This is a genomic window from Planococcus sp. TJ-302, from assembly GCF_058268455.1.
The window spans coordinates 2,092,339-2,115,781 of record NZ_JBZDOI010000001.1 but is presented as its reverse complement, the minus strand read 5'-3'; the positions used below and the strand labels follow the sequence as shown (position 1 = coordinate 2,115,781).

The 23,443-nt window shown below is 47.0% G+C and carries 30 protein-coding genes; 27 read left to right on the top strand and 3 right to left on the bottom strand.

The genetic code is table 11. The features are described from left to right. The first annotated feature begins 89 nt into the window (after window positions 1–89). The 4 genes from AC4EHB_RS10270 to panB all read left to right on the top strand — a co-directional run bounded on the left by AC4EHB_RS10270 (window position 90) and on the right by panB (window position 2,983). Window positions 90–632 carry a GNAT family N-acetyltransferase gene (locus AC4EHB_RS10270; protein ID WP_490981394.1) on the top strand — a complete coding sequence of 181 codons (543 nt, stop codon included), beginning with the start codon at window positions 90–92 and terminating at the stop codon, window positions 630–632. 1 nt (window position 633) lies between these two features. Then, complete coding sequence (locus AC4EHB_RS10265; protein WP_490981393.1) at window positions 634–1,332, top strand: Type 1 glutamine amidotransferase-like domain-containing protein; 699 nt, start codon at window positions 634–636, stop codon at window positions 1,330–1,332. Window positions 1,333–1,335: 3 nt separating this feature from the next. Further along, window positions 1,336–1,908 carry a GNAT family N-acetyltransferase gene (locus AC4EHB_RS10260; RefSeq protein WP_490981392.1) on the top strand — a complete coding sequence of 191 codons (573 nt, stop codon included), beginning with the start codon at window positions 1,336–1,338 and terminating at the stop codon, window positions 1,906–1,908. A 241-nt stretch (window positions 1,909–2,149) separates the two neighbouring features. Then, window positions 2,150–2,983, top strand: a complete 834-nt coding sequence (gene panB, locus AC4EHB_RS10255; RefSeq protein WP_490975452.1) for a 3-methyl-2-oxobutanoate hydroxymethyltransferase — start codon at window positions 2,150–2,152, stop codon at window positions 2,981–2,983. Between the two features lie 285 nt (window positions 2,984–3,268). Here the strand turns inward: panB and AC4EHB_RS10250 are convergent, their stop codons facing one another. Continuing rightward, window positions 3,269–4,621: a murein hydrolase activator EnvC family protein gene (locus tag AC4EHB_RS10250; RefSeq protein ID WP_490981391.1), complete on the bottom strand. Its 1,353-nt coding sequence runs from the start codon at window positions 4,619–4,621 to the stop codon at window positions 3,269–3,271. Window positions 4,622–4,890: 269 nt separating this feature from the next. Further along, the gene (locus tag AC4EHB_RS10245) at window positions 4,891–5,343 is read right to left on the bottom strand and encodes a universal stress protein (protein ID WP_490981390.1); all 453 of its coding nucleotides are present in this window, start codon (window positions 5,341–5,343) and stop codon (window positions 4,891–4,893) included. Window positions 5,344–5,573: 230 nt separating this feature from the next. On the opposite strand from AC4EHB_RS10245, the gene AC4EHB_RS10240 reads away from it, so the two are divergent. From AC4EHB_RS10240 to AC4EHB_RS10190, 11 genes are all read left to right on the top strand, one after another. Then, a complete protein-coding gene (locus AC4EHB_RS10240) occupies window positions 5,574–6,260 on the top strand; it encodes a Crp/Fnr family transcriptional regulator (RefSeq protein ID WP_490975652.1) in 687 nt (228 codons plus the stop codon). A gap of 258 nt (window positions 6,261–6,518) precedes the next feature. Beyond that, window positions 6,519–8,606, top strand: coding sequence for a heavy metal translocating P-type ATPase (locus AC4EHB_RS10235; RefSeq protein WP_490981389.1), 2,088 nt, complete (start codon window positions 6,519–6,521; stop codon window positions 8,604–8,606). 118 nt (window positions 8,607–8,724) lie between these two features. Next, window positions 8,725–9,162 (top strand): hypothetical protein, encoded by a 438-nt coding sequence (locus tag AC4EHB_RS10230; RefSeq protein ID WP_490975448.1) that lies wholly within the window; start codon window positions 8,725–8,727, stop codon window positions 9,160–9,162. Window positions 9,163–9,351: 189 nt separating this feature from the next. After that, window positions 9,352–9,675: an ArsR/SmtB family transcription factor gene (locus AC4EHB_RS10225; RefSeq protein WP_490975447.1), complete on the top strand. Its 324-nt coding sequence runs from the start codon at window positions 9,352–9,354 to the stop codon at window positions 9,673–9,675. Between the two features lie 135 nt (window positions 9,676–9,810). Next, entirely contained in the window at window positions 9,811–11,043 is a 1,233-nt protein-coding gene (locus tag AC4EHB_RS10220) for an MFS transporter (RefSeq protein WP_490975446.1), read from the top strand. Window positions 11,044–11,327: 284 nt separating this feature from the next. Next, window positions 11,328–11,891: an NADPH-dependent FMN reductase gene (locus AC4EHB_RS10215; protein WP_490975445.1), complete on the top strand. Its 564-nt coding sequence runs from the start codon at window positions 11,328–11,330 to the stop codon at window positions 11,889–11,891. Between the two features lie 248 nt (window positions 11,892–12,139). Then, window positions 12,140–13,123: a ring-cleaving dioxygenase gene (locus tag AC4EHB_RS10210; RefSeq protein WP_490981388.1), complete on the top strand. Its 984-nt coding sequence runs from the start codon at window positions 12,140–12,142 to the stop codon at window positions 13,121–13,123. 180 nt (window positions 13,124–13,303) lie between these two features. Beyond that, entirely contained in the window at window positions 13,304–13,486 is a 183-nt protein-coding gene (locus AC4EHB_RS10205; protein ID WP_490975443.1) for a hypothetical protein, read from the top strand. Window positions 13,487–13,533: 47 nt separating this feature from the next. After that, entirely contained in the window at window positions 13,534–14,001 is a 468-nt protein-coding gene (locus AC4EHB_RS10200) for a cytochrome c oxidase subunit II (protein ID WP_490975442.1), read from the top strand. Between the two features lies 1 nt (window position 14,002). After that, complete coding sequence (locus AC4EHB_RS10195; RefSeq protein ID WP_490981387.1) at window positions 14,003–15,655, top strand: b(o/a)3-type cytochrome-c oxidase subunit 1; 1,653 nt, start codon at window positions 14,003–14,005, stop codon at window positions 15,653–15,655. A gap of 228 nt (window positions 15,656–15,883) precedes the next feature. Next, window positions 15,884–16,438 carry a methyltransferase family protein gene (locus AC4EHB_RS10190; protein WP_490981386.1) on the top strand — a complete coding sequence of 185 codons (555 nt, stop codon included), beginning with the start codon at window positions 15,884–15,886 and terminating at the stop codon, window positions 16,436–16,438. 106 nt (window positions 16,439–16,544) lie between these two features. Here AC4EHB_RS10190 and AC4EHB_RS10185 read toward each other — a convergent pair whose 3' ends face one another. Next, a complete protein-coding gene (locus tag AC4EHB_RS10185; RefSeq protein ID WP_490981385.1) occupies window positions 16,545–17,030 on the bottom strand; it encodes a peptide ABC transporter substrate-binding protein in 486 nt (161 codons plus the stop codon). A gap of 87 nt (window positions 17,031–17,117) precedes the next feature. On the opposite strand from AC4EHB_RS10185, the gene AC4EHB_RS10180 reads away from it, so the two are divergent. The 12 genes from AC4EHB_RS10180 (at window position 17,118) to AC4EHB_RS10125 (ending at window position 23,405) form a co-directional block, all read left to right on the top strand. Further along, window positions 17,118–17,630, top strand: a complete 513-nt coding sequence (locus AC4EHB_RS10180) for a GNAT family N-acetyltransferase (protein WP_490981384.1) — start codon at window positions 17,118–17,120, stop codon at window positions 17,628–17,630. Next, window positions 17,608–17,892 carry a hypothetical protein gene (locus AC4EHB_RS10175; protein ID WP_490981383.1) on the top strand — a complete coding sequence of 95 codons (285 nt, stop codon included), beginning with the start codon at window positions 17,608–17,610 and terminating at the stop codon, window positions 17,890–17,892. The genes AC4EHB_RS10180 and AC4EHB_RS10175 overlap by 23 nt, the downstream gene beginning before the upstream one ends. Before the next feature lie 2 nt (window positions 17,893–17,894). Next, window positions 17,895–18,422 (top strand): DinB family protein, encoded by a 528-nt coding sequence (locus tag AC4EHB_RS10170; RefSeq protein ID WP_490981382.1) that lies wholly within the window; start codon window positions 17,895–17,897, stop codon window positions 18,420–18,422. Between the two features lie 199 nt (window positions 18,423–18,621). Further along, complete coding sequence (locus AC4EHB_RS10165) at window positions 18,622–18,810, top strand: DUF3934 family protein (protein WP_490975435.1); 189 nt, start codon at window positions 18,622–18,624, stop codon at window positions 18,808–18,810. Window positions 18,811–18,953: 143 nt separating this feature from the next. Then, entirely contained in the window at window positions 18,954–19,376 is a 423-nt protein-coding gene (locus AC4EHB_RS10160; RefSeq protein WP_490981381.1) for an organic hydroperoxide resistance protein, read from the top strand. Window positions 19,377–19,396: 20 nt separating this feature from the next. Further along, on the top strand, window positions 19,397–19,837 hold the full coding sequence (locus AC4EHB_RS10155; protein ID WP_490975433.1) for a MarR family winged helix-turn-helix transcriptional regulator: 441 nt from the start codon (window positions 19,397–19,399) through the stop codon (window positions 19,835–19,837). A 15-nt stretch (window positions 19,838–19,852) separates the two neighbouring features. Further along, window positions 19,853–20,329 (top strand): glutathione peroxidase, encoded by a 477-nt coding sequence (locus tag AC4EHB_RS10150; protein WP_490975432.1) that lies wholly within the window; start codon window positions 19,853–19,855, stop codon window positions 20,327–20,329. 132 nt (window positions 20,330–20,461) lie between these two features. Further along, the gene (locus AC4EHB_RS10145; RefSeq protein ID WP_490975651.1) at window positions 20,462–21,052 is read left to right on the top strand and encodes a cysteine hydrolase family protein; all 591 of its coding nucleotides are present in this window, start codon (window positions 20,462–20,464) and stop codon (window positions 21,050–21,052) included. Next, window positions 21,045–21,800, top strand: a complete 756-nt coding sequence (locus tag AC4EHB_RS10140; RefSeq protein WP_490975431.1) for a class I SAM-dependent methyltransferase — start codon at window positions 21,045–21,047, stop codon at window positions 21,798–21,800. The genes AC4EHB_RS10145 and AC4EHB_RS10140 overlap by 8 nt, the downstream gene beginning before the upstream one ends. Continuing rightward, entirely contained in the window at window positions 21,797–22,507 is a 711-nt protein-coding gene (locus tag AC4EHB_RS10135; RefSeq protein WP_490981380.1) for an alpha/beta hydrolase, read from the top strand. The genes AC4EHB_RS10140 and AC4EHB_RS10135 overlap by 4 nt, the downstream gene beginning before the upstream one ends. Before the next feature lie 15 nt (window positions 22,508–22,522). Beyond that, a complete protein-coding gene (locus tag AC4EHB_RS10130) occupies window positions 22,523–22,993 on the top strand; it encodes a GNAT family N-acetyltransferase (protein WP_490981379.1) in 471 nt (156 codons plus the stop codon). A gap of 4 nt (window positions 22,994–22,997) precedes the next feature. Then, complete coding sequence (locus AC4EHB_RS10125; protein WP_490981378.1) at window positions 22,998–23,405, top strand: GNAT family N-acetyltransferase; 408 nt, start codon at window positions 22,998–23,000, stop codon at window positions 23,403–23,405. Window positions 23,406–23,443: the final 38 nt, after the last annotated feature.

The following is a 23,443-nucleotide window of genomic DNA, read 5'->3' as shown; positions in this document are numbered from 1 at the left end:
CCGAGGGCAGGCAGTGTTTTGAGTTGAAAAGGCAGGAGTGCCGGGCCTCTACGGCGAAATGGAATAGGAGAAGAAAAGGGGGATGCAACATGGGATTTACAGCATTGGAAACAGAACGGCTCCAGCTTGCTGAAATTGGACAGCAGCATAAAGAGTGTATTTATAGTATCTTTTCGCATGACGATGTGATGCAGTATTATGGAACTGATAAATTTACGGATCCGGAGCAAGCCGCCGCAATTATTCAGTCATTCAGTAAAGGGTTCGACAGCGGCATGGCGACTCGCTGGGGAATCATCTTGAAAGAAAGTGGTGAACTTGTCGGCACCATCGGCATCCATAACTGGAACAAGCGCGTGGGAAAAGCGGAAATCGGCTATGAATTGCATCCGGATCATTGGCGCAAAGGCATTGCGAAAGAGGCGGTCCATGCAGTATTGGACCATTCTTTCAATGAGTTGGGGATCTTTCGGATGGGCGCGGTCGTTTTTCCGGAGAATGAGATTTCTCTTGGCATGTTGGAAAAGATCGGGTTCCAGAAAGAGGGGCTGCTGCGCGCTTATTTGCGTCAAGGCGGGCGCCCGCACGATAGCTTCATGCTTTCTTTATTGAAAACAGAATGGAAGGTGTAGGATGAAACAGATTATTGCAATGGGCGGCGGCGGGTTCTTGATGGAACCTGAAAATCCGTTGCTCGACAAGTACATATTGGCGCAATCACCGAAAGGGAACCCTAAAATCTGCTTTATCCCGACAGCTAGTGGAGATTCGGATAAAGCCATCAACCAATTCTATGATTTTTTCGGCAATCAAGCATGTGTTCCATCCCATCTGTCGCTGTTCAAGCCGCCGGCAAGGGATTTGGAAGCGTTTGTGCTGGATAAAGACATCATCTATGTAGGCGGAGGCAACACCAAAAATCTGCTGGTGCTTTGGAAGGAATGGGGGCTGGATGTGATTCTTCGCAAAGCCTGGGAGCAAGGCATCGTCCTCTCGGGAATCAGTGCCGGTTCGCTTTGCTGGTTTGAAGATGGCGTGACGGATTCATATGGCGATAAGCTGGAGCCGATTCAGCCGCTCGGTTTTCTGGCAGGCAGCAATTGCCCTCATTATGACGGCGAGGAAGAACGGCGTCCGGCTTATCAGCAATTGGTAGCGTCGAAAGCAGTTAAAGGCGGAGTGGCGGCAGATGACGGAGTAGCACTTCATTACATCGGACAGGAATTGGTGCGGGCTGTCAGCTCACGACCTTCTGCTAAAGCATACCGTGTGGAGTACAAAGGAGAGCTGAAAGAAACGGAATTGCCGGTGGAATTTCTAGGGGAGGACTGACCCATGAAGAGCAGAATAGAGTCGCCTGACAAGGTGCTCCAGACCGAGCGCCTCGACATGCGCATGTACCGGGATGAGGATTTTGAATTTCTCTGTTCGCTTCTTGGTGATCCGCGGGTAGTTCGCTTTATCGGCGACGGTGAAATCCGAAACCGCAGCCAAGCTTACGAATTTCTTTATTGGATTTACCGTTCATACAAAGAAGCGCCGGAAACCGGTTTGCGGCTGCTGGTACGGCGTGAAGACGGAATAGCGGTCGGGCATGCCGGTTTGGTCCGGCAGACGGTTGACGGGGCCGAAGAGCTCGAAATCGGCTATTGGATCGCCCCGCAATATTGGGGGTTGGGCTATGCCAAGGAAGCGGCTGCGTCAATCCGCGATTATGGCATCAAAGGGTTGGGAAGAAAACGGTTTGTGTCGTTGATCCAGACTGAAAATAGCGCTTCCCGAAAAGTGGCGGAATCGATTGGCATGAGCTTTGAGAAAGCAGTGGTTATGGGCGGCAAGGAAGTTTTTGTGTACTCGTTGGATGTGTCAGAAATGGGAAATCAGGAAACTATTCGTAAACGGAATTAAAGGAAGAATTCTGAAATCTGAAGGTCCCCACTCAATTCAGCTTTCTGCTATAGTGGAAATAAGGGCAGTATCCTAATCGAACTGCACCGGTTTCACCTGGAAGACCACAAACAAATAAGTTCGCCTTGATCTTTAAACGACAGGGACGGAGAAAACCAACTGCTCATTTCCTGCCCTCCTGTCCATTTTCATAACAGGAGGGCTTTTAATCGGTTTTCTCCCCGAAAGGAGAGAAAAGTAAATGAAGAATACAGCATCGTTATTGAAAATGAAAAAAGAGGGCGAGAAAATCGCCATGCTGACGGCATATGACTATCCATCGGCCAAACTTGCGGAAGAAGCTGGAGTCGAAGTGATTCTAGTGGGCGACTCACTGGGCATGGTCGTGCTGGGCTACGATTCAACGGTTAAAGTGACGATTGAAGATATGATCCACCACGGTAAAGCTGCTCGTCGCGGCGCACGCGACACATTCCTGGTAGTCGACATGCCATTCGGCTCGTTTCATGGCGATCTTCACCAGACGCTCCAGAATGCCATCCGGATTTTCCAGGAAACAGGAGCGGAAGCGCTGAAACTCGAAGGTGCAGATGAAGTGGTGGATGTCATGCGGCTAATGACGCGCACCGGCATCCCTGTTGTGGCGCATCTTGGGCTATTGCCGCAGACGGCGGGTGTTTTGGGCGGCTTTAAAGTGCAAGGCAAGACTGCGCATGCCGCGCAAAAACTGATTGAAGACGCGAAAGCGTGCGAGGCTGCGGGAGCCTGTCTGCTCGTTCTCGAATGCATTCCATATCAGCTAGCCCGCGAAGTAACTGCGGCTGTCTCGATTCCAGTCATTGGCATCGGGGCAGGGGCCGACACCGATGGCCAAGTGCTTGTCTATCACGATACCTTGAAATACGGTTCGCACCATTTGCCGAAATTCGTCCGTTCATACGCGGAAACCGGCGAAATGATGAAAAACGGCTTAAGTGCCTATGTTGCGGAAGTCAAAGCCGGGGTGTTCCCGGCAGAAGAACATCGCTTCACGATGAAAGAAGAAGAACTGCAGCAATTATACGGCGACAAATAAAAAAAGCGTGTATGTGCCCCTTTAATATATGCGCTTTTGAACTTGGATTGTGGCGTGACGCTGTTTTGTTAGTACCGGTTAAATTTCAAACAGTTCATGTTGACGAACGGTTAATGCATGTTGATTTTCAGCCAATGTATGTTAAATCCGAGTTAACGCCTTTCAAAGAATTTTTAATGCCTGTTAACGAAACAGAATTCTAACACACTGAAGCGCAATGAAAAGGATTGAGTTAATACACTCAAACAAAAAAGCCTGCCCCGAAAGGGACAGGCTTTACTTTATTTATCGGATATAAGGTGATGGGTTAACTGCGTTTGAGCGCGCACCGTTCCAAGATCCAATATGGATTTCAAAGTGAAGGTGAGGACCGGTCGAGCGTCCTGTGCTTCCCATTGCTCCAATGAATTGGCCTTGTGAAACAGCTTGCCCAACAGATACGCCTACAGAATTCATGTGTGCATACGCTGTTGCGTACGAGCGCCCGTTAATCGAGTGCGTCAGGATGACTACGTTGCCGTAGCCGCCCATGTTGCCGGCGAATGATACATAGCCGCCGGCTGCAGCAACGATCGGTGTACCAGTTGCGTTTGCGATATCAAGCCCCAAGTGGGATTCAGCTCCTGCACCGATATCACGTCCACCGTACCCTGATGTAAATCTGCCAGCGGCCGGTTTGATGAAGTTCGCGCTGCCTACTGCAGGCGCTGGTGCTGATGCATATGAAACAGCTGGTGTTGAGCTTTTCGCTGAAGCTGCCGCCGAAGCTGCTGCTTTTGCTGCTGCCGCCGCAGCCTGGGCTTTACGCGCTGCCGCTTCTTCGCGTTGGCGCTTCAACTCAGCTTCTCTTGCCAATTTGGCAAGGCGAGCTTGTTCTTTTTCAATTTTAGATGCGAGACCTGCACCAATAGTCATTTGCTTATCGTGTTCCGATTCCAAAGACGATTTCTCTTTAGCTAATCGCGCTTGTTCTGCTTTCAGGTCCGCTTCAAGCTGGGCCTGCTCTTTTTTCTGGCCGTCCAGTGAAGTTTTCAACTGGACAAGTTCAGCTTTGCGCTGCTCCTGCTCCGCCAATTTCGTTTCTACTTGAGCTTTTTGCTCAGCAAGCAGCTTTTTGTCAGCTGCTTGTTCACGCATGATTTCACGGTCAGCTTCGATTAACGTATTTACTGCTGAAAAACGGTCAATAAAATCAACAAAGCTGTTTGCGCCAAGCAATACATCTACGTAATCTACAGATCCGCCGCTCATTTGAATAGCGCGGGCACGTTCTTGCAATAATTCAGTACGCTCATCGATTTTGCGCTGCAATTCTACGATAGAAGCCTGCAATGCATCGATTTCAGTTTTGGTTTGGTCGATTTGAGCTTGGACATCGGAGATTTTAGCTTCAGTTTCCTGAACTTTTTTGTCCAATTCCATAATTTTTCTCATAATTGTTTCAAGTTTTGTCTCATTTTCCGCGATTTCGTTAGCTTTCTCACGGATCCCAGAGTTCAACTCGCTTTGCTTTTGCTGCACTTCCTGTTGTTTGCTTTTTAGCTCTCCCAATGAATCTGCATTAGCTGCAGGTATGAAAATCGATAGAGCCAACACTGCGGCAGTTGCGCCGGCAGTAAGTTTAGATAGTAAATTCACTTCTTGTTTCCCCTCTCTCATTTCCTCGTGTCTATAGGTAAAAGAATAATCATCTATATTAAAAAAGTAAAAATCTATGATAAAAACCGCTCTAAAAAAGCCAGCAGAAGTATTGTACCATCATAAGGCCTAAATTTTTATTACAATTGCGTATCAAATGTTTTAGGAAAGTATGACAAGGGTAAGAAGAAAAGTTATACCTTTTTGAGAACAATAAAAAAACTCCTTCTTAAAATAAATAAAGAAGGAGTTTTTTAAATATTCAAATGTTATTCTGAAATTGCATCTTCTGATCTTACAATCAGTACGTCTACTTTTGCAGTTCGTACAATCCGTTCAGAAACACTGCCGAGGAAGATGCGTTCCGCAGCACTTACGCCTGTTGCGCCACAGATGATTAAATCCGCTTTCAGGCGGCTAGCAATTTCTCCTGGAATTTTCGCTTTGGCATTGCCCAATTCAACAACAATATTGATGTTCTGGACGCCGTCAGTTACGGCTTCTTTTTTATATTGATCCAGCAATTCATGCGCGGATGCTGTAGCTTTATCTGCGAACTCACGCCCATATGCTTCAAGTGAGCCGAATGATGTGTCGATGATGCTGACCAAGTTCAACGTAGCATTGTTTCTGGCTGCAATTGCCACCGATTTTTTAAAAGCCATTTCGGCTTCCTTCGAGCCGTCTATGGCTACAAGAATATTATGGTATTTCAATGTCATAATGAATTCCTCCTTCTCTGTCTTAACTAATCTTCGCTAAACAGAGGTGCAGTTCCTGCTTATTAAACAAGGTTTTATGCAGAATGTGTCAAGGAGGAAACGCATCTTCAAATAGCAAGCGATGTCAGAAAATTCAGTTCGAAAAAAATGGGTAATTATGTTATGCTAGCAGCAATAGATTAGGGAAAAGGCCGGCCGACAAGGGGGCGTGTTTTTTGGAAGAACGAATGATGGAAGGGAATTTGACTTCTCAATTGACGGAGCTTCATACAATCCGCCACAGCATCAAGGAATATAAAAAAGGGGCTTATCTTTTTCAAGAAGGCGATGCCATCAAAGGCGTCTATATTGTGCAAGCGGGAAAAGTCCAAATTGGAAAAGTGACGCCGAACGGCCGTGAACTGACACTGCGCATTTGCGGGCCCGACCAATTGGTGGGAGAAGTGACCGTTTTTTCGAATCGTTCTATTTATATGCTGGATGCGAAGGCGCTAGAAGATGTTGTCTGCATGAAATTTGCCATTGAAGACTTGGAAGAGGCACTGCTGGAAAACGCCAAACTGGCGGCTGCTTTCATGAGATGGATGGGAGTCGACCAGCAGAAAACACAGACCAAGTTCCGTGATTTAATGCTGCACGGCAAAAAAGGGGCGCTTTACTCCACACTTATTAGGCTCAGCAATAGCTACGGCTTGCCAAAAGATGACGGTGTGCTAGTCGATATGGTTTTGACGAATCAGGAACTGGCGAATTTCTGCGGCATGACGCGGGAAGTAGTCAACCGCATGCTAAATGACTTGAAGAAAAAACAAAAAGTGTCTTTGGTGGAAGGAAAGATATTGATCCATGACATTTCATTTCTAAAAGATGAAATCAATTGCGAAAATTGCCCGATTTCATTCTGCAAGATCGATTGACCATAGAGAACTAGTTCCTCAATGAAACGTTGCCAATATGGAGTACCAAAAAATACTTAAGGGCCCCCGGCTTATTGTTGTGCAGACGACGATAGACGGGGGTGTTTTAATGTGTTCATCTTATAACCACTGCGATGCAGCATTTCTGACGTGAAAAAAACAGAATTTTCTCCATACTTTCTCGATAGTTTCAATTTATATTGAAGAGACAAAAATCAGTATCCACGGTGAAAAAATCTTTCCAAGAGGTGAAACCGAATGGCAAAGCATGGAGAACACCACCGTCCTGAGCAGCATTCTATGGACCAGCACGACATTTCAAAGATGCAGCCGCACAGCGAACCGGCCAGCCACCCCAAAAAAACGCAGCCAGAGCATGGCAATAACGGGCATCATGCCCACCAAGGACACGGCGACATGGTGGAAGACTTCAAGAAACGCTTCTATCTATCGTTGATCCTTACCGTCCCGATTTTGGCATTGTCTCCAATGATTCAGCATTTCATGGGAGTCGATTGGCGCTTCGACAACGATCTCTATATTTTATTCGCGTTATCATCTATCGTCTTCTTTTACGGCGGTTGGCCATTTTTGATTGGCGGAATCAATGAACTGAAAGAAAAGAATCCCGGCATGATGACCTTGATTGCGTTGGCCATCACAATTGCCTACAGCTACAGCACCGTCGTGGTCTTTGGATGGGCAGGCAACCAGCTGTTCTGGGAGCTGGCAACACTCGTCGTCATCATGCTACTGGGGCATTGGATTGAAATGCGTTCGATTTTGGGCGCTTCCAATGCATTGGAGCAGCTCGTTAAGCTGATGCCGAGTGAAGCACATCAATTGGACGAACACGGCCAAGTCCAAGACGTGCCCTTAGCTGAAATCCGAAACCATGATCGGGTGCTGGTCAAACCGGGCGAAAAGATACCAGTTGACGGGTTGATTATGGAAGGAAAATCAACTGTAGATGAATCGATGCTCACAGGGGAATCCATTCCAATTGATAAAGTGGCAGGTGAAGAAGTCATTGGGGGTTCGGTGAACAAGGAAGGCTCGCTAATCATTCGAGTAGAAAAGACGGGGGAAGATTCTTATTTATCCCAAGTGATCAAGATGGTTAAAGAAGCGCAGGAATCCCAATCCAGAACACAGGATTTAACGAATCGCGCCGCTAAATGGCTGTTTTACCTGGCGTTGGCTGCAGGAATTGTGACGCTGTCCGCTTGGCTGGCACTGGGGTATGCGTTTGACATCGCAATTGAACGGATGGTGACTGTCATGGTCATTGCGTGTCCCCATGCGTTAGGGTTGGCAGCACCGCTGGTTGTTGCGGTATCAACTTCTATTTCTGCAAAACAAGGACTGCTGATCCGGAACCGGGCAGATTTCGAAGGAGCGCGGAATTTAGATGCCGTCGTATTTGATAAGACTGGTACTCTGACGCAAGGGGAGTTTGGCGTCACAGATATTGTGCCAGCCGGCAATTATACCGATGAAGAAGTCTTGCAGCTGGCTGCGGCAATCGAACAGAACTCGGAGCATCCGATTGCCACGGGCATCGTGAATTCCGCCAAAGCAAAAGGGCTGTCGATCGGAAAAGTGAGGGATTTTAGATCGATTACCGGAAAAGGAATCCAAGGAAGACTGGACGGCCAGATAGTTAATGTCGTCAGCCCTGGTTATGTGAACAATAATGGGCTTAGCTATAATAAAGAGAAGTTTAATCGGTTGTCGGAAGAAGGAAAAACAGTGGTCTTCGTGCTCGTGGAGGAAGAGCTAGCGGGTATGGTCGCCCTGGCAGATATCGTCCGTGATACGGCCAGAGAAGCAGTGTCCGCATTAAAAGAAAAAGGTATTCATTCAATCATGCTGACAGGCGACAACCAGAAAGTGGCGGACTGGGTAGCGAAACAAGTGGGCATCAACGAAGTATACGCGGAGGTGCTGCCGAACGACAAAGCCCAGCAAATTCAGCGGATCAAAGACAGTGGGCGAAGAGTTGCGATGACTGGAGATGGCGTTAACGATGCACCCGCACTGGCGACAGCCGATCTGGGAATTGCTATCGGTGCGGGTACGGACGTGGCGATGGAGACTGCCGATGTGATACTCGTCAGAAGCAATCCGAACGATGTGGTTGCGCTGATCGATCTTTCGAAAAAGACATATCGGAAACTGGTACAGAATTTATGGTGGGCGACCGGCTATAATATTGTCGCAATCCCTTTGGCAGCAGGGATTCTAGCTCCATGGGGGATTATCATCAGCCCGGCAATTGGTGCTGTCTTTATGAGTTTAAGCACGGTGATTGTCGCAATTAACGCTCAGCTTTTGAAGGCTTAGTGAAAGTGAATTGACACACTAGGTTTATTTCCAAATAAGTGGAACGCTTTGTCTTCCTGTTGCGTATACAAAGGTATAGCAGCTTTTCGGCAACAGGAAAACAAAGGGGGAGACGGTTTTGAAAAGATTTCTATATTATTTCATCTGGACATTAGTGATCGGATTTGTTCTGTACGCGGGGATGCAGTTTCAGCAACAGGTAGCTGAAAGAGCACAAATGACATTTAATCCTTTTCTGCTGCAAACATACATCGCGCTGTTTCCTGTAGTTATGGGTTTGCTGATCCGCACACCCAAATTCATTCTGCAAATGAAAAAAAGAAATCCTTGGAAATTTGACTGGGTTATCTTTGCTGCGATTGGATTGCCAGCACTTTATATTGTATTAATGACTTTCGTGCCCTTCTCGCCAATAGGTGAAGGGTGGCTTCGCATTCCTGATATTATTTACTCGGGCGGAACGACTGTCCCGACGATTGCAGGCTTAGTTTTTGGATTTATGGTATTGGATGGATTCAAGGATACAGGCTCTGTAAGATCTAAAGAGAGTTTGTGAGAGAAAATGCTCCCCATCTTTAAATATACTTGACGTTCAGTTCGATTGTATTGGTGCTTAGAAAATCAGCTTATAGCCTCAAAAACCGACTTTCCTTGCAACCCAGGGATGGCCGGTTTCTTTGTTCAATTCATCCTCTTCGAATCAAACGCTTTGACATATCGAATAAAGCCGATATAAGATAGGCGCATGGATAATTTAAATGTTTTAGATGTTTTCAAAGCGTTGTCAAATGAAACCCGTCTTAATATTTTGAAATGGCTCAGAGAACCGGAAAAGAATTTCCCGGCACAGCAAGCGCATCTGCCGAAGGAGGTAAGCATCGAGGGCGGCGTTTGTGTAGGGGATATTCAAGAAAAGGTGAATTTATCTCAATCGACCGTTTCCCATTATTTGTCGCTCATGCAAAAAGCAGGTTTGCTGGAAGCAGTGCGCTACGGGCAATGGACTTATTACAGACGAAATGAAGAGACATTGGCGAAAGTTGCTAAATTCATCAACGAAGAAATTTAACGCAGCGCCGTGTCTTTTTTTTGATTTCCCATATCGATATTTTTAGATATATCTATATGAATGTGATTCACATTCGAACTTATTGGAAGAATGTTCTTCCACAAGATTTAAAGAAGAAATAGGAGTGAGTTTTTCATGGACACAGCAGTAAAAAAAGAGTCGTTAAGCACGAAACAGAAAATATTAGCTTTTACATTAACACTTTTAACATTTGTCATGGGGACGAGTGAATTTGTAATCGTCGGCCTTCTGACTGAAGTTTCGTCAGATTTAAATATTAGCCTTGCTGTGGCTGGCACCTTGGTATCGGGCTTTGCCATTGCTTATGCAATCGGGACGCCTATAGTTACAGTGTACGTCAGCCGCTTTCCGAAATATCCGCTGATGCTGATTTTGATTTCTTTGTTCATTATCGGTAATGTCATCAGCGCTTTATCGAGCACATATGAGCTTTTGATCTTTTCCCGGGTTATTACGGCTGTAGTCAGTGGTGTATTGGTTGCGCTGTCGATGAGCATTGCCAGCGACATCATGCCGGAAAGCAAGAAAGGTCCCATTATCGCTTTGATTTTTGCCGGATTCACAATTTCCAACGTCATTGGCGTCCCTTTGGGCACGTTAATTGGGCAGCTGGGCAATTGGCAGCTGACGTTCTGGTTCACCACGCTTTTAGGGGTGATTAGTTTGATCATGGCGATCTTTATCCTGCCGAGAAAGCTGAAAGTACAAAAAGGATCGGCTAAGGAACAGCTAAGCTTGCTTGCCAATCCGCGGATGATTCTGGCATTCTTTATCCCGACATTTTCAATTGCCGGAACTTACACGATTTATACGTATATCACGCCGATACTTGAAGAAGGCTTGGGAATTGCGACAAGCTACGTGAGCGTGATTTTATTGGCATACGGCGCATTTTCAATCCTCAGCAATGTACTGGCAGGGAAAATAGCCAGCCATAATGGTGTAAGCAAACTTCGCTATGTGTTTATTGTCCAAGCAGTTATTTTAGGCTCTTTATACTTTACAATGGGATCCACGCTTGCTGGACTCGTCAGCCTAATGGCAATGGCGGTCATGATTTATGCCATGAATGCAACGATCCAAATGTATTTAATGAACTTGGCAACAGTGTATTCACCTGGGGCCAAAGATTTTGCGTCGTCCTTAACCCCAGTAGCCGTTAATATCGGCATTGCGCTGGGTGCCACGCTTGGCGGATATGTGGTCGCGAACGGAGGGTATGTCCATCTTTCGTGGGTCGGCGGCTTAAGCGCATTGATCGCTTCAGGCTTAGCATTTATCAGTTACCGAATGGATGCGAAAGAAGATTTCGCGGGTTCTGGCGTAGAAGAAGGCTTTGAAGTATAGAGTTTGTATTTATATAGAAGAATCAGGAGAGGAGAAACTTGTTATAAAGTTTCCCCTCTCCTTTTATTGTGAATACATTTTTCCAAAATCAATTCGAACTATTTATTGACTGTAATCAATTTATATTGAATGGTTCAACTTTTAAAAAGACCGACCCACTTCATTTCGGACTATTCAGTCTTTTCGGTTGAAACTCTCAATTTTTTCACTTATGATGAAAGTGCATCAAAGAGTGAAAGTCTCGAAATCGAAGCATGATCACAATTTGAGGAGGAATCAGTTATATGACGAAAATCGGCATTATTACTGGCAGTACACGACCAGGGCGCAACAGTCTGCAAGTGGCACAATGGGTCAAAGAAATTGCAGACAAGCGCGGAGATGCAGAGTACGAAATAGTGGATTTGAAAGAATTCAATTTGCCGATGTATGCGGAACCGATTTCGGCTGCGTACAGCCAGGATTACAAAACGCCTGAAGCGATTCCCTGGGCTCAAAAAGTCGCCGAGCTTGACGGCTATGTGTTCATTACTCCTGAATACAACCATGGTGTTACGTCAGCGTTGAAAAACGCCATCGATTACTTGTATATAGAATGGAACAATAAAGCAGCGGGCATTGTCAGCTACGGTTCATCTGGCGGCGTCCGGGCGGCGGAATCGCTGCGTGTCATTCTGGCTGAATTGCAGGTGGCAAGTGTGCGCACGCATCCGGCGATGTCGTTATTCACTGATTTTGTCGATATGCACGACTTCAAACCGGCGGGTGTGCATGAAAAGTCGGTCGCCGTAATGTTGGATCAAGTCAATGCGTGGACAAACGCGCTGCAGCCACTGCGGAATAAATAAAGAAATCGTTAAAACAACCCCCATGCCAGCAAAAGAAGATTCCGGATTTCTGGATTCTTCTTTTTTTCGCTTAAGGATTCAAGTTGTTGACGCTTTGGAAATTACATGGTATTATTATCTCGAATTAAAGATAATTTATTCGCAAAAAAGTTACACCATTCCAAACGATTATTTCGGCTTAAATTTTTTTAATCATATATCTCGAATTCGAGATATTAACCTATACTTTATTTGAAGGAGAGATTTTCATGAATGAATTAAAAGGGATCCACCACGTAACAGCGATCACCAGCAGTGCCGAAAAGAACTATGAGTTTTTCACCTATGTACTGGGCATGCGCCTGGTCAAGAAAACAGTGAACCAAGATGACATCCAGACCTATCATTTGTTCTTTGCGGATGACAAAGGTTCAGCAGGCACTGACATGACGTTTTTCGATTTCCCAGGCATACAGAAAGGGACGCATGGCACGAACGAAATTTACAAAACAGCGTTCCGCGTCCCAACCGATGAAGCTTTGAGCTACTGGATCAAGCGGTTTGATAAATACGAAGTAAAGCATAAAGGAATCCAAGAAGTTTTCGGCAAAAAAACCATTTCGTTCTCGGATTTTGACGATCAGCAATATATGCTTATTTCTGACGAGCATAACGAAGGTGTTGCAGCAGGAACTCCGTGGCAGAATGGACCGGTGCCGCTTGAATTCGCGATTACAGGGCTTGGTCCAATTCACATCCGTATTGCGGAATTCGAACAATTAAAAGAAGTTTTGGAAAAAGCGATGCTGATGCGAGAAATCGCTAAAGAAGGGTCGCTGCACCTTTTCGAGGTAGGCGAAGGCGGCAACGGCGCGCAAGTGATCGTAGAGCACAATAAATTGCTGCCTCCTGGCCGCCAAGGCTTCGGCACCGTCCACCATGCAGCGTTCCGGGTAGAGGATACCAATGTCTTGAAAGAATGGATTGATCGCATGGAAACAATTGGGTTCAACACATCTGGCTATGTTGACCGATTCTTCTTCGAATCGCTGTACGCACGTGTGGCACAGGGCATCCTTTTCGAGTGGGCAACAGACGGACCAGGATTCATGGGCGACGAGCCGTATGAAACGATGGGTGAAAAATTATCCTTGCCGCCATTCCTGGAAACGAAACGCGAAGCAATTGAAAAAATGGTGCGCCCGATCGATACGGTGCGCAGCACAGTTGCTATTGAAAAAGAGTACCTTTAGAAATAAAAAGAATATGCTTTCTGTCTCCAAACAAGCCGATCCTACATGGATCGGCTTGTTTTTTTGTCCAAAATATGAAAATACACCTAAAAAATGATACAGGTGTGATATTTATCACAATGTCTTCGGTGCCAAAGCCTTAATCTGTAAACAAGAGATAAATACAAGAGGTGAGAGCGGATGAGCAAGAATTATGAAGAACATCAGGATATGGATTCAAAAGAGACATTGGTGAGTAAGCTTGTTGTAGACGAAGAACATCAAGGTGTGAATTTAAAAGGGACATTAGTGAGTGTGTTATTTGTAGGCGTCATCATCGTTGTGATGTGGATCGTTGTCTACATGATGTACGTTGCACGATAAGGTGCCAGGCAAGCGGCATAAACGGATGGAAAAAGGAGAAGATGGATATGCATTTACACAAGTACGAAAAAATTTGGCTTATTTTCGGGATTGCTGCGCTCATCGTATTTTTGAGCATTGTAGGCGTCAGTGCCTTTTCCCATGGCCATACCCCTTCAGGCGGAATGGATACGATTGATCCTGAAAAAGTGAATGAAACCGCGCCATTTGATAATCCAGGCGTGTCTCAGCTGGATGACGATACCTATCAAGTGACAATCGTGGCTATGGCTTTCGGCTATAACGCGCCCGAAATGAAGGTGCCAGCCGGTAAAGAAGTGATTTTCAAAGTGACCAGCACAGATGTGGTCCACAGTTTTACAATCGACAACACAAAAGTCAATATGATGGTCGTTCCCGGCCGGATTACGACGAAATCCTACACATTTGATAAACCTGGAAAGTATTTGATTCTTTGCAACGAATACTGCGGTACGGGCCATCACATGATGTTCAGCGAAATAGAGGTGTACTAAGATGATTGCTGTAAAAGACAGAAAAATCGCATTGGCGAATATCGGCGTCGCTTACGCGGCCTTCCTGATCGGGACATTGGCTGGACTGCTGCAGGTGTTTATCCGAAATGACGCATTGCAATTGCCGGCTTGGTTGGATTATTATCAAATTTTAACCGCCCATGGCGTATTATTAGCACTTATATTTACGACATTTTTCATTTTTGCATTCTTTACAACGGGCATGAGCAAAAGCATCGGCACATTCGGACCGAAAGTGCGCTTGTACTCATGGGTCGGCTTTTGGGTGACATTGCTCGGTACGGTCATGGCGACAGTGATGATCGTTTCTGGCAAAGCTTCCGTTCTTTATACATTCTACGCACCATTGAAAGCGAGTGGCTGGTTTTATGTAGGATTAGCGCTCTTCATCGTCGGAACTTGGATCAGCAGCTTTGCATTGATTGGGCATTACATGGTTTGGCGCAGCAAAAACAAAGGGCAGTTCAGCCCATTGTTCGCATTCATGACCATTACGACCATCGTCATGTGGCTCATCTCTTGCTTGGGCGTCGTAGCAACCGTCTTGTTCCAATACATTCCTTGGGCATTTGGCTGGAGGGACACGATCAATGTGGAACTCAGCCGCTCCCTGTTCTGGTATTTTGGCCATCCGCTTGTGTATTTCTGGCTGTTGCCGGCATATATGGCATGGTATTTAATCGTGCCAAAATTGCTTGGCGTCAAAGTATTCAGTGATTCACTGGCGCGGCTGTCCTTCCTTCTGTTCATTCTCTTTTCCATTCCGGTCGGCTTCCACCATCAGCTGACTGAGCCAGGGATCTCGAACTTCTGGAAATTCCTGCAGGTCGTTTTGACGTTCATGGTCATCGTGCCGTCATTGATGACAGCGTTCACGATGTTTGCGAATTTTGAAATTTCAGGCCGCAAAAAAGGCGCGACTGGCTTGTTCGGCTGGTTCCGCCTGCTTCCTTGGAAAGATATCCGTTTTACGTCGATTTTCATCGCGATGGCATTCTTCATCCCCGGCGGTGCCGGAGGTATTATCAATGCTAGCTTCCAGCTGAATGAAGTCGTCCACAACACGCTTTGGATTGTCGGCCATTTCCACATCACTGTCGGCACGCCGGTAGCGATGACGTTCATGGGCTTGACGTTCTGGCTGATTCCATACTTGACTGGGCGCCAGTTCACAAAATCGATGCAACGCCTTGGATTTGTCCAAATTATCACTTGGACGATCGGTATGCTGCTGATGTCAACGTCGCAGCATATCCTGGGGCTGCTAGGGGCGCCTCGACGCACTGCCTATTCCAGTTACAATAACCATCCTTCCGCATTGGAATGGTTCGATGGCATCCTGACCAACCACGTCACAATGGCAATCGGCGGTAGCATCCTGTTCTTGTCGGCAATGATCCTGATGTATATCGTCATCATGACCATGTTCCTGTCGCCGAAAGCAGAACGTCCGGAAGATTTCGTCGAGTTTCCGTTAGCTGAAAGCGATAAAGAAAACACACCGAAGTTTTTGGAGAAATGGACTATCTGGATCGGCATTGCATTTGCACTTATTTTCATCGCGTATGCCATCCCGATTGGCGACATGATTCAAAATGCACCTCCTGGTTCTAAAGGATTCATAACTTGGTAAGGAGTTGAGGGCAATGTTCACAATGGTATTATCATTAATGGCGATTTTCATCGTGTTCACCGCGATGCTGGTTGATTTATCAGCGACTGAAGAATAAAAGACAGGCTTTCTTTCCAACTACTAGGGAAGAAAGCCTGTTTTCTTTTGTACAATGAGGCTGCGATTTGTGTTACATCAAAATCTTCTATATATTTTAGGCAAAGAGACAGAAAGTAAGGAGCTTTGATAATGACATTCATTGATATAATTTTTGGTGCTGTCAGTTTGGTATGGATCGGTGAGTTCGTGTTTTTCCGCAACCGCCGCGCCGGGGCGAGCGACCCATTGGAGAAGCGCTCGTTTTTCCTGATTCTCACCGCGCTCGCCGGCACGATTGTGCTTGCGATGCTGCTTCAGGAGCAGCAAGGCGCCGGTTTCGCGGAGTGGATGAAAGGAGCAGGCGCGCTGTTTTTTGCGGTCGGCGTGTTTTTGCGGATCTGGGGGATTGTCCACTTGAAAAACCAGTTTACACGTTACGTCACAGTTCGGGAAGGCGACCAAATCGTCAGTACCGGACCATACCGACGGCTGCGCCATCCCCTTTATACCGGGCTGTTTTTTATCACGCTTGGCATGGCGCTGTATTTCACCAGCATCATCGCAGCAATTGTTGGTGGGGCTGCAATGGCATGGGCATTGCTGAAGCGCATGGATTATGAGGAAGCGCTCTTGATTGAAAAGTTTGGTGAAGATTATGTACGCTGGATGAAGCGGCGCGCGCGGCTGATTCCTTATTTGTATTGAAATCTTTATGAAAAAGCTTGAAGTAAAAAGCAAAATTGTGAATGTCTAATAGCATAACAAAAGAGCTGATTCCTATCATTGGGGATCCAGCTCTTTTTGCATACGGTCAACTGACCCATGTCTTTTTGGATTCTTGTATTTTCCACAGGCTGCCATCGAATTCCAGCGTGCTTTCAACTCCCACTGCACCCACTCCCGATTTCATTTTGCCGCCAATAAACGTTACCGAGCCGTTAAAATTGTATTTCATTTCTTCGATAGTCAAGAGGATACCATCCAAGCTTCCCGATTCTTCATCGTAGATGCCTTGTGCTTTCAATTCATCGAATGAAGCATCCAGGGCATCGACCCCGTATTTCGTTTCCAATGAACGCAAAATGCTTTTTTTGTCTTCAGCGTCCAACTCGGTGAGCGCCTCCATGTCAACCGCTATATAATCCATCGATTGGTTTAATCCCGGATCGGTTTCAATCATCAACTTGAGCGCAAGGCTATAAGCGCCTTCTAAATGTTCCGCCGTGCCTTCCCTTTGTCCGCAGCCGAAAAGGGAAAAGTAGGAGATAAAAGCCAATGATGCTAAAAAAGTTTTCACACAATTCTCCCCCTTTTATTTTATAGACGGTAAACTATTAATAAAGTTACAATTATTCCCTAATGTTCCAAAAGAGGAGGGGTTTTGGTGGAAGTGACATTAAAAAAAGCAGATGAGTCAGATGCTCCTGCTCTCTTGCTTATGCAAAAAAAGGCTTTCTGGCCGATGCTCGAGAAATACCAAGATTACGGCACCAGTCCGGCTATGGAAACAATCGCGCGAACCCAAAAACGAATTGCCGACCCGTCCGGCGGATTTTTCAAAATTGTAGCGGATAGCAACTGGGCAGGTGCGATGTGCATCCGGCAAGGAAAAGAAGAGGCAGTTTGGATCGGGCCGATCTTTATCGATCCTGCTTTCCAAGGAAAAGGCATCGCCCAGCAAGCGATGATGGCAGCAGAAAAGCTCTTTTCCCATAAGGGAGTTTGGAAGCTGGCGACCTTGTTAGAAGAACAGGGCAATTGCTATCTGTATGAAAAAATGGGCTATTCTCGAATTAGCAGCTGCGTTCCGATAAACGACAAAGCTACGCTGGTTTATTACGAAAAGAATAGACTTTTGGAGGAGAAAGAAAGCCATGGACTACCTGAAACTTTTTAGCTGCCAAATGCTGCTTTTCGCGCTCGGGGCGGCAACGAGCTTTTTATTCGACCATTATATTAGCCCGCCGCTTACAGGCATCGATCTACTGGCTGGCATACTGGCAATTCCATGCTTTTTCCTATACTGGGAAGCGGTCAGAAAAGTGCACGAGCATTTTAGCGGAATCACGCTGCCCGCCAAAATTCTTTTGGCAATTCCGGCTTTTGCAGCTGGGACATTTGCGGCAGGCTGGATCACTTATTTACTTGGGGGGATTTAGAGATGGACTATGCAGTAAAACCGGCTTCTGGATATAAAGGCAAAATAGGGGAGTTGGTGTTCATGCTGGAGCATGTGCGGGAAGGGACGCTGCAGGCAATTTCGGGCTGGGACACGGAACAGCTGGATTTCATCGGACATGATAAGGGCAATTCCACTGGTGCGCTGCTGGCGCATATCGCAGCGATTGAAAAGGTCCATCAGCTCATCTCGTTTGAGAACCGAGATTTCAATGCTGCTGAGCTGAAAGAATGGGGGACGGCAATTGAGCTGGGAGCGAAAGCCCGTGAAGACATCTGCGGTTTTCCGCTGGCCGATTACACCGAAAAGCTGGCGCTGGTCAGGGCTGCTACGCTGCGCGGGCTGAAAGCGAAAGACGACAGCTGGCTTTATGAGGAGCGCCGCTGGCCGAACGGCGTTCCGTATAATATGTATTATTTGTGGTTTCATGTGCTGGAGGATGAAATCAGCCACCGGGGACAGATACGGGCGATCAATGGCCGTTTTATGGAAAAGGGCGGAATATCCTGAAGAGCATCATGCACTTGAGGAGAAAGAGAAGTCTGCCTACGTTTTGAATGTGTTCGTGAAAACGGACTTCCATGCGTATCTGCAAAAGAATGCTCTTCCTGGTCCATTTTAGATGCGCAGGGGGTGTAGAAACCGCCTGAACCTGTTATGATAAGGTGAATTCCCTCGCATTGCTGGGGAAAGTACGGGAGTGATAAACATGAGCAAAGATAAAGCAAAAAGTGGTACTGGAAGAGGCACCGGCAAAAAAGGCTGGACGCGCTGGGAAAAAGGCGCCAACAAAGCCAAAAGCAATAAGCCTTATAAGAGTAAGCAAAATAAGCAAGCTGAAGTGGCGAAGGCCGACAGCACCAATAAAAGCGAACCGTCAGAATGGATTGACGGGTAAGCCGGCATAGATCGAGGCATATCGGGACAATTCCGATATGCCTTTTTTTATTTTTTGGTCCTGGCTGAGTCTTATCATTTTACATCGCTCACGATATAGTTTATTGTACATCGTAAGCGATATAAATTTGGAGGCGAAATGAAATGGCAAAAGCATTATATGAAACGACTATCATCAACACAGGCGGCAGACAAGGTGAGGTATACTCAGAAGACAATATCTTCTTTATGGACGTGGCAAAGCCCGCGGCCCTTGGCGGAAAAGCGACAACTGCGACAAATCCGGAACAATTATTTGCGGCAGGCTACAGTGCATGCTTCAACAGTGCGCTTGAATTGGTGCTTGAACAAGCGAAAGTGGACGTGGAAAAAACTGAAGTAAAAGCGACGATTTCTCTTCTTGGCGACAAAGAGAACGGCGGCGTTAAGCTGGCGGCTAAACTTGAAGTGGACATTACCGGCCTGGATGAAGCACAGAAAGAGCTTTACGTGGAAAAAGCCCACCAGACCTGCCCTTATTCCAAAGCCATTAAAGACTCGATTGACGTCCAAATCATTATTCTATAAGAAAAGCATGGGGTGGATACATGAATAAACCATCAAAATTAGACCAACAATTATGCTTTGAAGTGTATAAGGCGTCCAGCAACTTTATAAAAATGTATGCACGCGTCCTGGATCCTTTTGGGCTGACGTTCACCCAATACTTGGTACTTCTTGTGCTCTGGGAAGAAGACCGGTTGCTGACGAAAGACATCGGCGGGCGACTTGGTTTGGGGATCGGCACGCTCAACCCGACCATCAGCCGCATGCTTGAAAACGGCTGGCTTCTGAAAGAGCAATCGACAGAAGACAAACGCGCCTTCATCATTTCATTGACTGAAAAAGCGAAAAATAACAACAAGCCGATAGAAGCGGCAGTCGCCGAAAAACTGGTGAGCTGCAATTTCCTTGAAGACGTCAATGCCATCGCATTGATGAAAAACTTGAAAGAATTGAACGCATTTTTCAACGAAATGGATTTATAGAAGGAGCGATCGACCATGGGGATATACGATATTGAAGTGACGGATGCAAGCGGTGAAACGCACAAGCTCGAAGAATACGAAGGCAAAGCGATGCTGATAGTCAACACAGCGACGAAATGCGGCTTGCGCGGCCAGTTCGACAGCTTAGAACAATTGTATAAGAATTACAGCGAGGAAGGGCTCGTGGTCCTTGGTTTCCCTTCCGGCCAGTTCGGCCAGGAGCTGGGCGAAGCGGAAGAAGCGGAGCAGTCGTGCCGCATGACTTATGGCGTGACGTTCCCGATGCACGAAATCATCAAGGTCAACGGCACGGATGCGCATCCGCTGTTCAAATACCTGACGGACAACACGAAAGGTTTTCTTAGCAGCGGCATCAAATGGAATTTCACAAAATTCCTGATCGACCGCGAAGGCAATATCGTCAAGCGCTACGCGCCGAAAGACAAGCCGGAGACGTTCGAAGATGATATCCGCAACATCCTGAATAAGTAATGAGAGAACCGCCAATTCAACAAGGATTGGCGGTTTTATTATGCTGCCGTAAGGACGGAGTTGGTGGATAAAAAAGGAATTTCGGCGATGGAAGAAGAAACAATAGAAAACGGCAATTTCAGGAGGGGCTATATGGACTTTAATAATACAGCGTTGGTGATCGTGGATGTGCAAAAAGCATTTGCAGATCCGAAATGGGGGGAGCGCAATAATCCGGATGCGGAAAAGAATATTGAAAAGTTATTACACCATTGGAGGCAAGAAGGCGGCAGCGTCGTGCACATCCAGCACCGTTCGTCGGATCCGGAATCGCTGTTCTATCCGGAAAAGGACAGCTTTGAACTGATCGAAGCGCTGCAGCCCAAAAAGGATGAAGCAGTGATGGAGAAAACGGTGAACAGTGCGTTCATCGGGACAGGGCTGGAAGATTATTTGCGCAGCAAAAGGATCGATGCAGTGGTGATTGCAGGGTTGACGACACCCCATTGTGTATCGACGACAACCCGGATGAGCGGCAACTTGGGCTTCCGGACATATTTGGTGTCTGATGCCACAGCAGCTTTTGCGCTGGTTGGCCCAGACGGTATCCGCTACGATGCCGAAACGGTCCACGCATTAACTTTGGCAACACTGCACGAGGAGTTTGCGGAAGTAGTGACGGCTGCGGAATTGCTAGGGAAGGGTCGGAAGGCAGTTGAACAGGAGGAAACCGGAAGTGGATGAACAGGATTTTTATGAGAAGCTCGGAAAAGCAAACGGTTGGGATTTCAGCGCGGTAAAAAGCGAGTTGGAAGGCGTGGCCTGGGATTTTTACAGTGAGGCCGCCAAATATTCGACACCGTGGAGCATCGTTCTCGATATTGGAAGCGGTGGAGGAGAAAATGTGATGAAGCTGGCGGAATCTTGTGCTTTTGTCGTCGGAATCGATTTGTCTGAAGCGATGGTGGAAACCGCGCGTGCCAATTTGGAAGAAGCAGACTACGAGAATGTCCGTTTTTTGAAGATGGCCGCGGAAAGCCTCCACTTCCCTGTTGGCTTTTTTGACATGGTCACGAGCCGCCACTGCCCTTATGATGCAGCTGAAGCAGCGCGAGTGCTGAAAGCAGGAGGTATATTCCTGAGCCAGCAAGTGAGCGAAAGGGACAAAGAAAACTTGAAGCAGGCATTCGGCCGTGGCCAAGCCTTCGGCCGAACTGATGGAACATTGAAGGAACGATACATAAAAGAACTGAGCGATGCCGGGTTTACGGATATTAAAAGCTACAGTTATGATGCTGCTGAATATTACCAGGAGCCGGAAGACTTGCTGTTTCTGCTGCAGCATACACCGATCATCCCGAATTTCGGGGAAGAGCCGCAAGATCTGGAGAAGTTCAACAAGTTCATCTTACAGAATCAAACTTCAAAAGGCATCTGCACCAATTCCAAGCGTTTTCTGTTAAAGGCGTACAAAAAGGGGCTAGTGGGATGAAAAGAATGATGGCTGGCGAACTTATTTACCATTTAATAGAGCCAACTGAAGAACCGTGGAAGACAGTGATTTTGTTTCACGGCTGGGGCGGAAAGGTCGAGAGCTGCCGGGCCTACGCGGAAACATTATCACGCCAAGGCTTCCGGGTGGTTGTGCCAGAAATCGTCTACAACGATTCCCGAAAACCGGTCAAAAATCCTTTTGAAATGGAAACAGTCCAAACTTATTTCTGGAAAGCAATTTTGGAAAGCATTGAAGAATTCGGCGCGCTTCAGAAAGTCCTCGGTGTGCCCGAAACCGAAATCGTCTTGGTCGGCAACTCGATGGGCGGTTTTATCGCCGCCGGTATTTTTGCGCGCCATCCGCGTGTTGCAGGTTTCGCGAGTATCAATGGATCCGGCGCATTCATACTTACGGAACAGATTTTCCGCGAACGCCAAGGCCGCTCTCCGATGGATCCGGAAATGGCAGCGCTGCTGAAAGGGTTCGATCCCATGGAAGCGCGTCCGGGCCAAGGAGCTGTGCTGCTCATCAATGGAGAACTGGACCGGACAGTGCCGCTTGAAGGACACGCGGCCTATTACCGGTATTTGAAAGAAACGCATGAGCACGAAAATGTGGATAAAAAGATTGTGGAAGGGGCCGGCCACCAGTTTACTCGAGAGATGGAAAAGGACGTAGCCAACTGGCTGGCTGAATTCTGCTAGAGGCGGGGAAGTTAGATGGAATTTACAAAACAGAAAATGGATAAAGCAAGCGCGATGATGATATTGCAGTGGAATTACGAAGAGCCGTATGATTTCTACAATAACGAAACGACAGAAGAATCGCTCAGCGAACTTTTGGACGGTTCATATGAAGCTGTCTTCGCGGACGGAACATTAGTCGGCTTTCTGTGTGCAGGAGGACCCGCTCAAGTTCCGAAAGGCATCGCGGAAAGCGCTTATCCGGAAGGGTTCATCGATATCGGCCTCGGCTTGGATCCCGAACTGACGGGGCAAGGCAATGGGCATCGTTTCTTCGGCTACACGGCATCCGCTATCCAAAGCGAGCATCCGGGGCTTCGCCTGCGGTTGACCGTAGCGGAGTTCAATGCGCGGGCGATTCATCTGTACAAGAAATTTGGCTTCACGGAAGCTCGGAAGTTCAGTACGGATTCCGCTGTCTTCATCACAATGGAACAGCAGGGGTGACCAGATGGAAGACGTGACGGCGTATATGATCCGCGAAGAGGTGGTGCGCTTGCTGTCTTACGCGGCGAGCGCAGAACGGGCTGCGGATGAATACAATCAATACATCGCTTCCCAAACAATGCAGCTTTATGGATTTGCAGACGGCGACAGGGTTGTCGGCTGCGTCGGCATCGCATTTATCCAACCAGGAGAATTAGAAATCAGGCATATCGCTGTTTTGCCGTCCGCCAGAGGCAGAGGCTATGGCAAAGCGATGATCGAAGCAATTCAGGAAAAACTGGATCCCACCTCCATTGTTGCCGAAACCGATTGGGAAGCTGTCGGCTTTTACCACAGCATCGGATTTAGCGTGACAAGCCTCGGAGAAAAGTATCCAGGAGTTGAACGTTTTAGGTGCCGATTGGAAAAATGAACCCGCCAATCTAAACAAGCTTGTGACAGCTTTTTCTT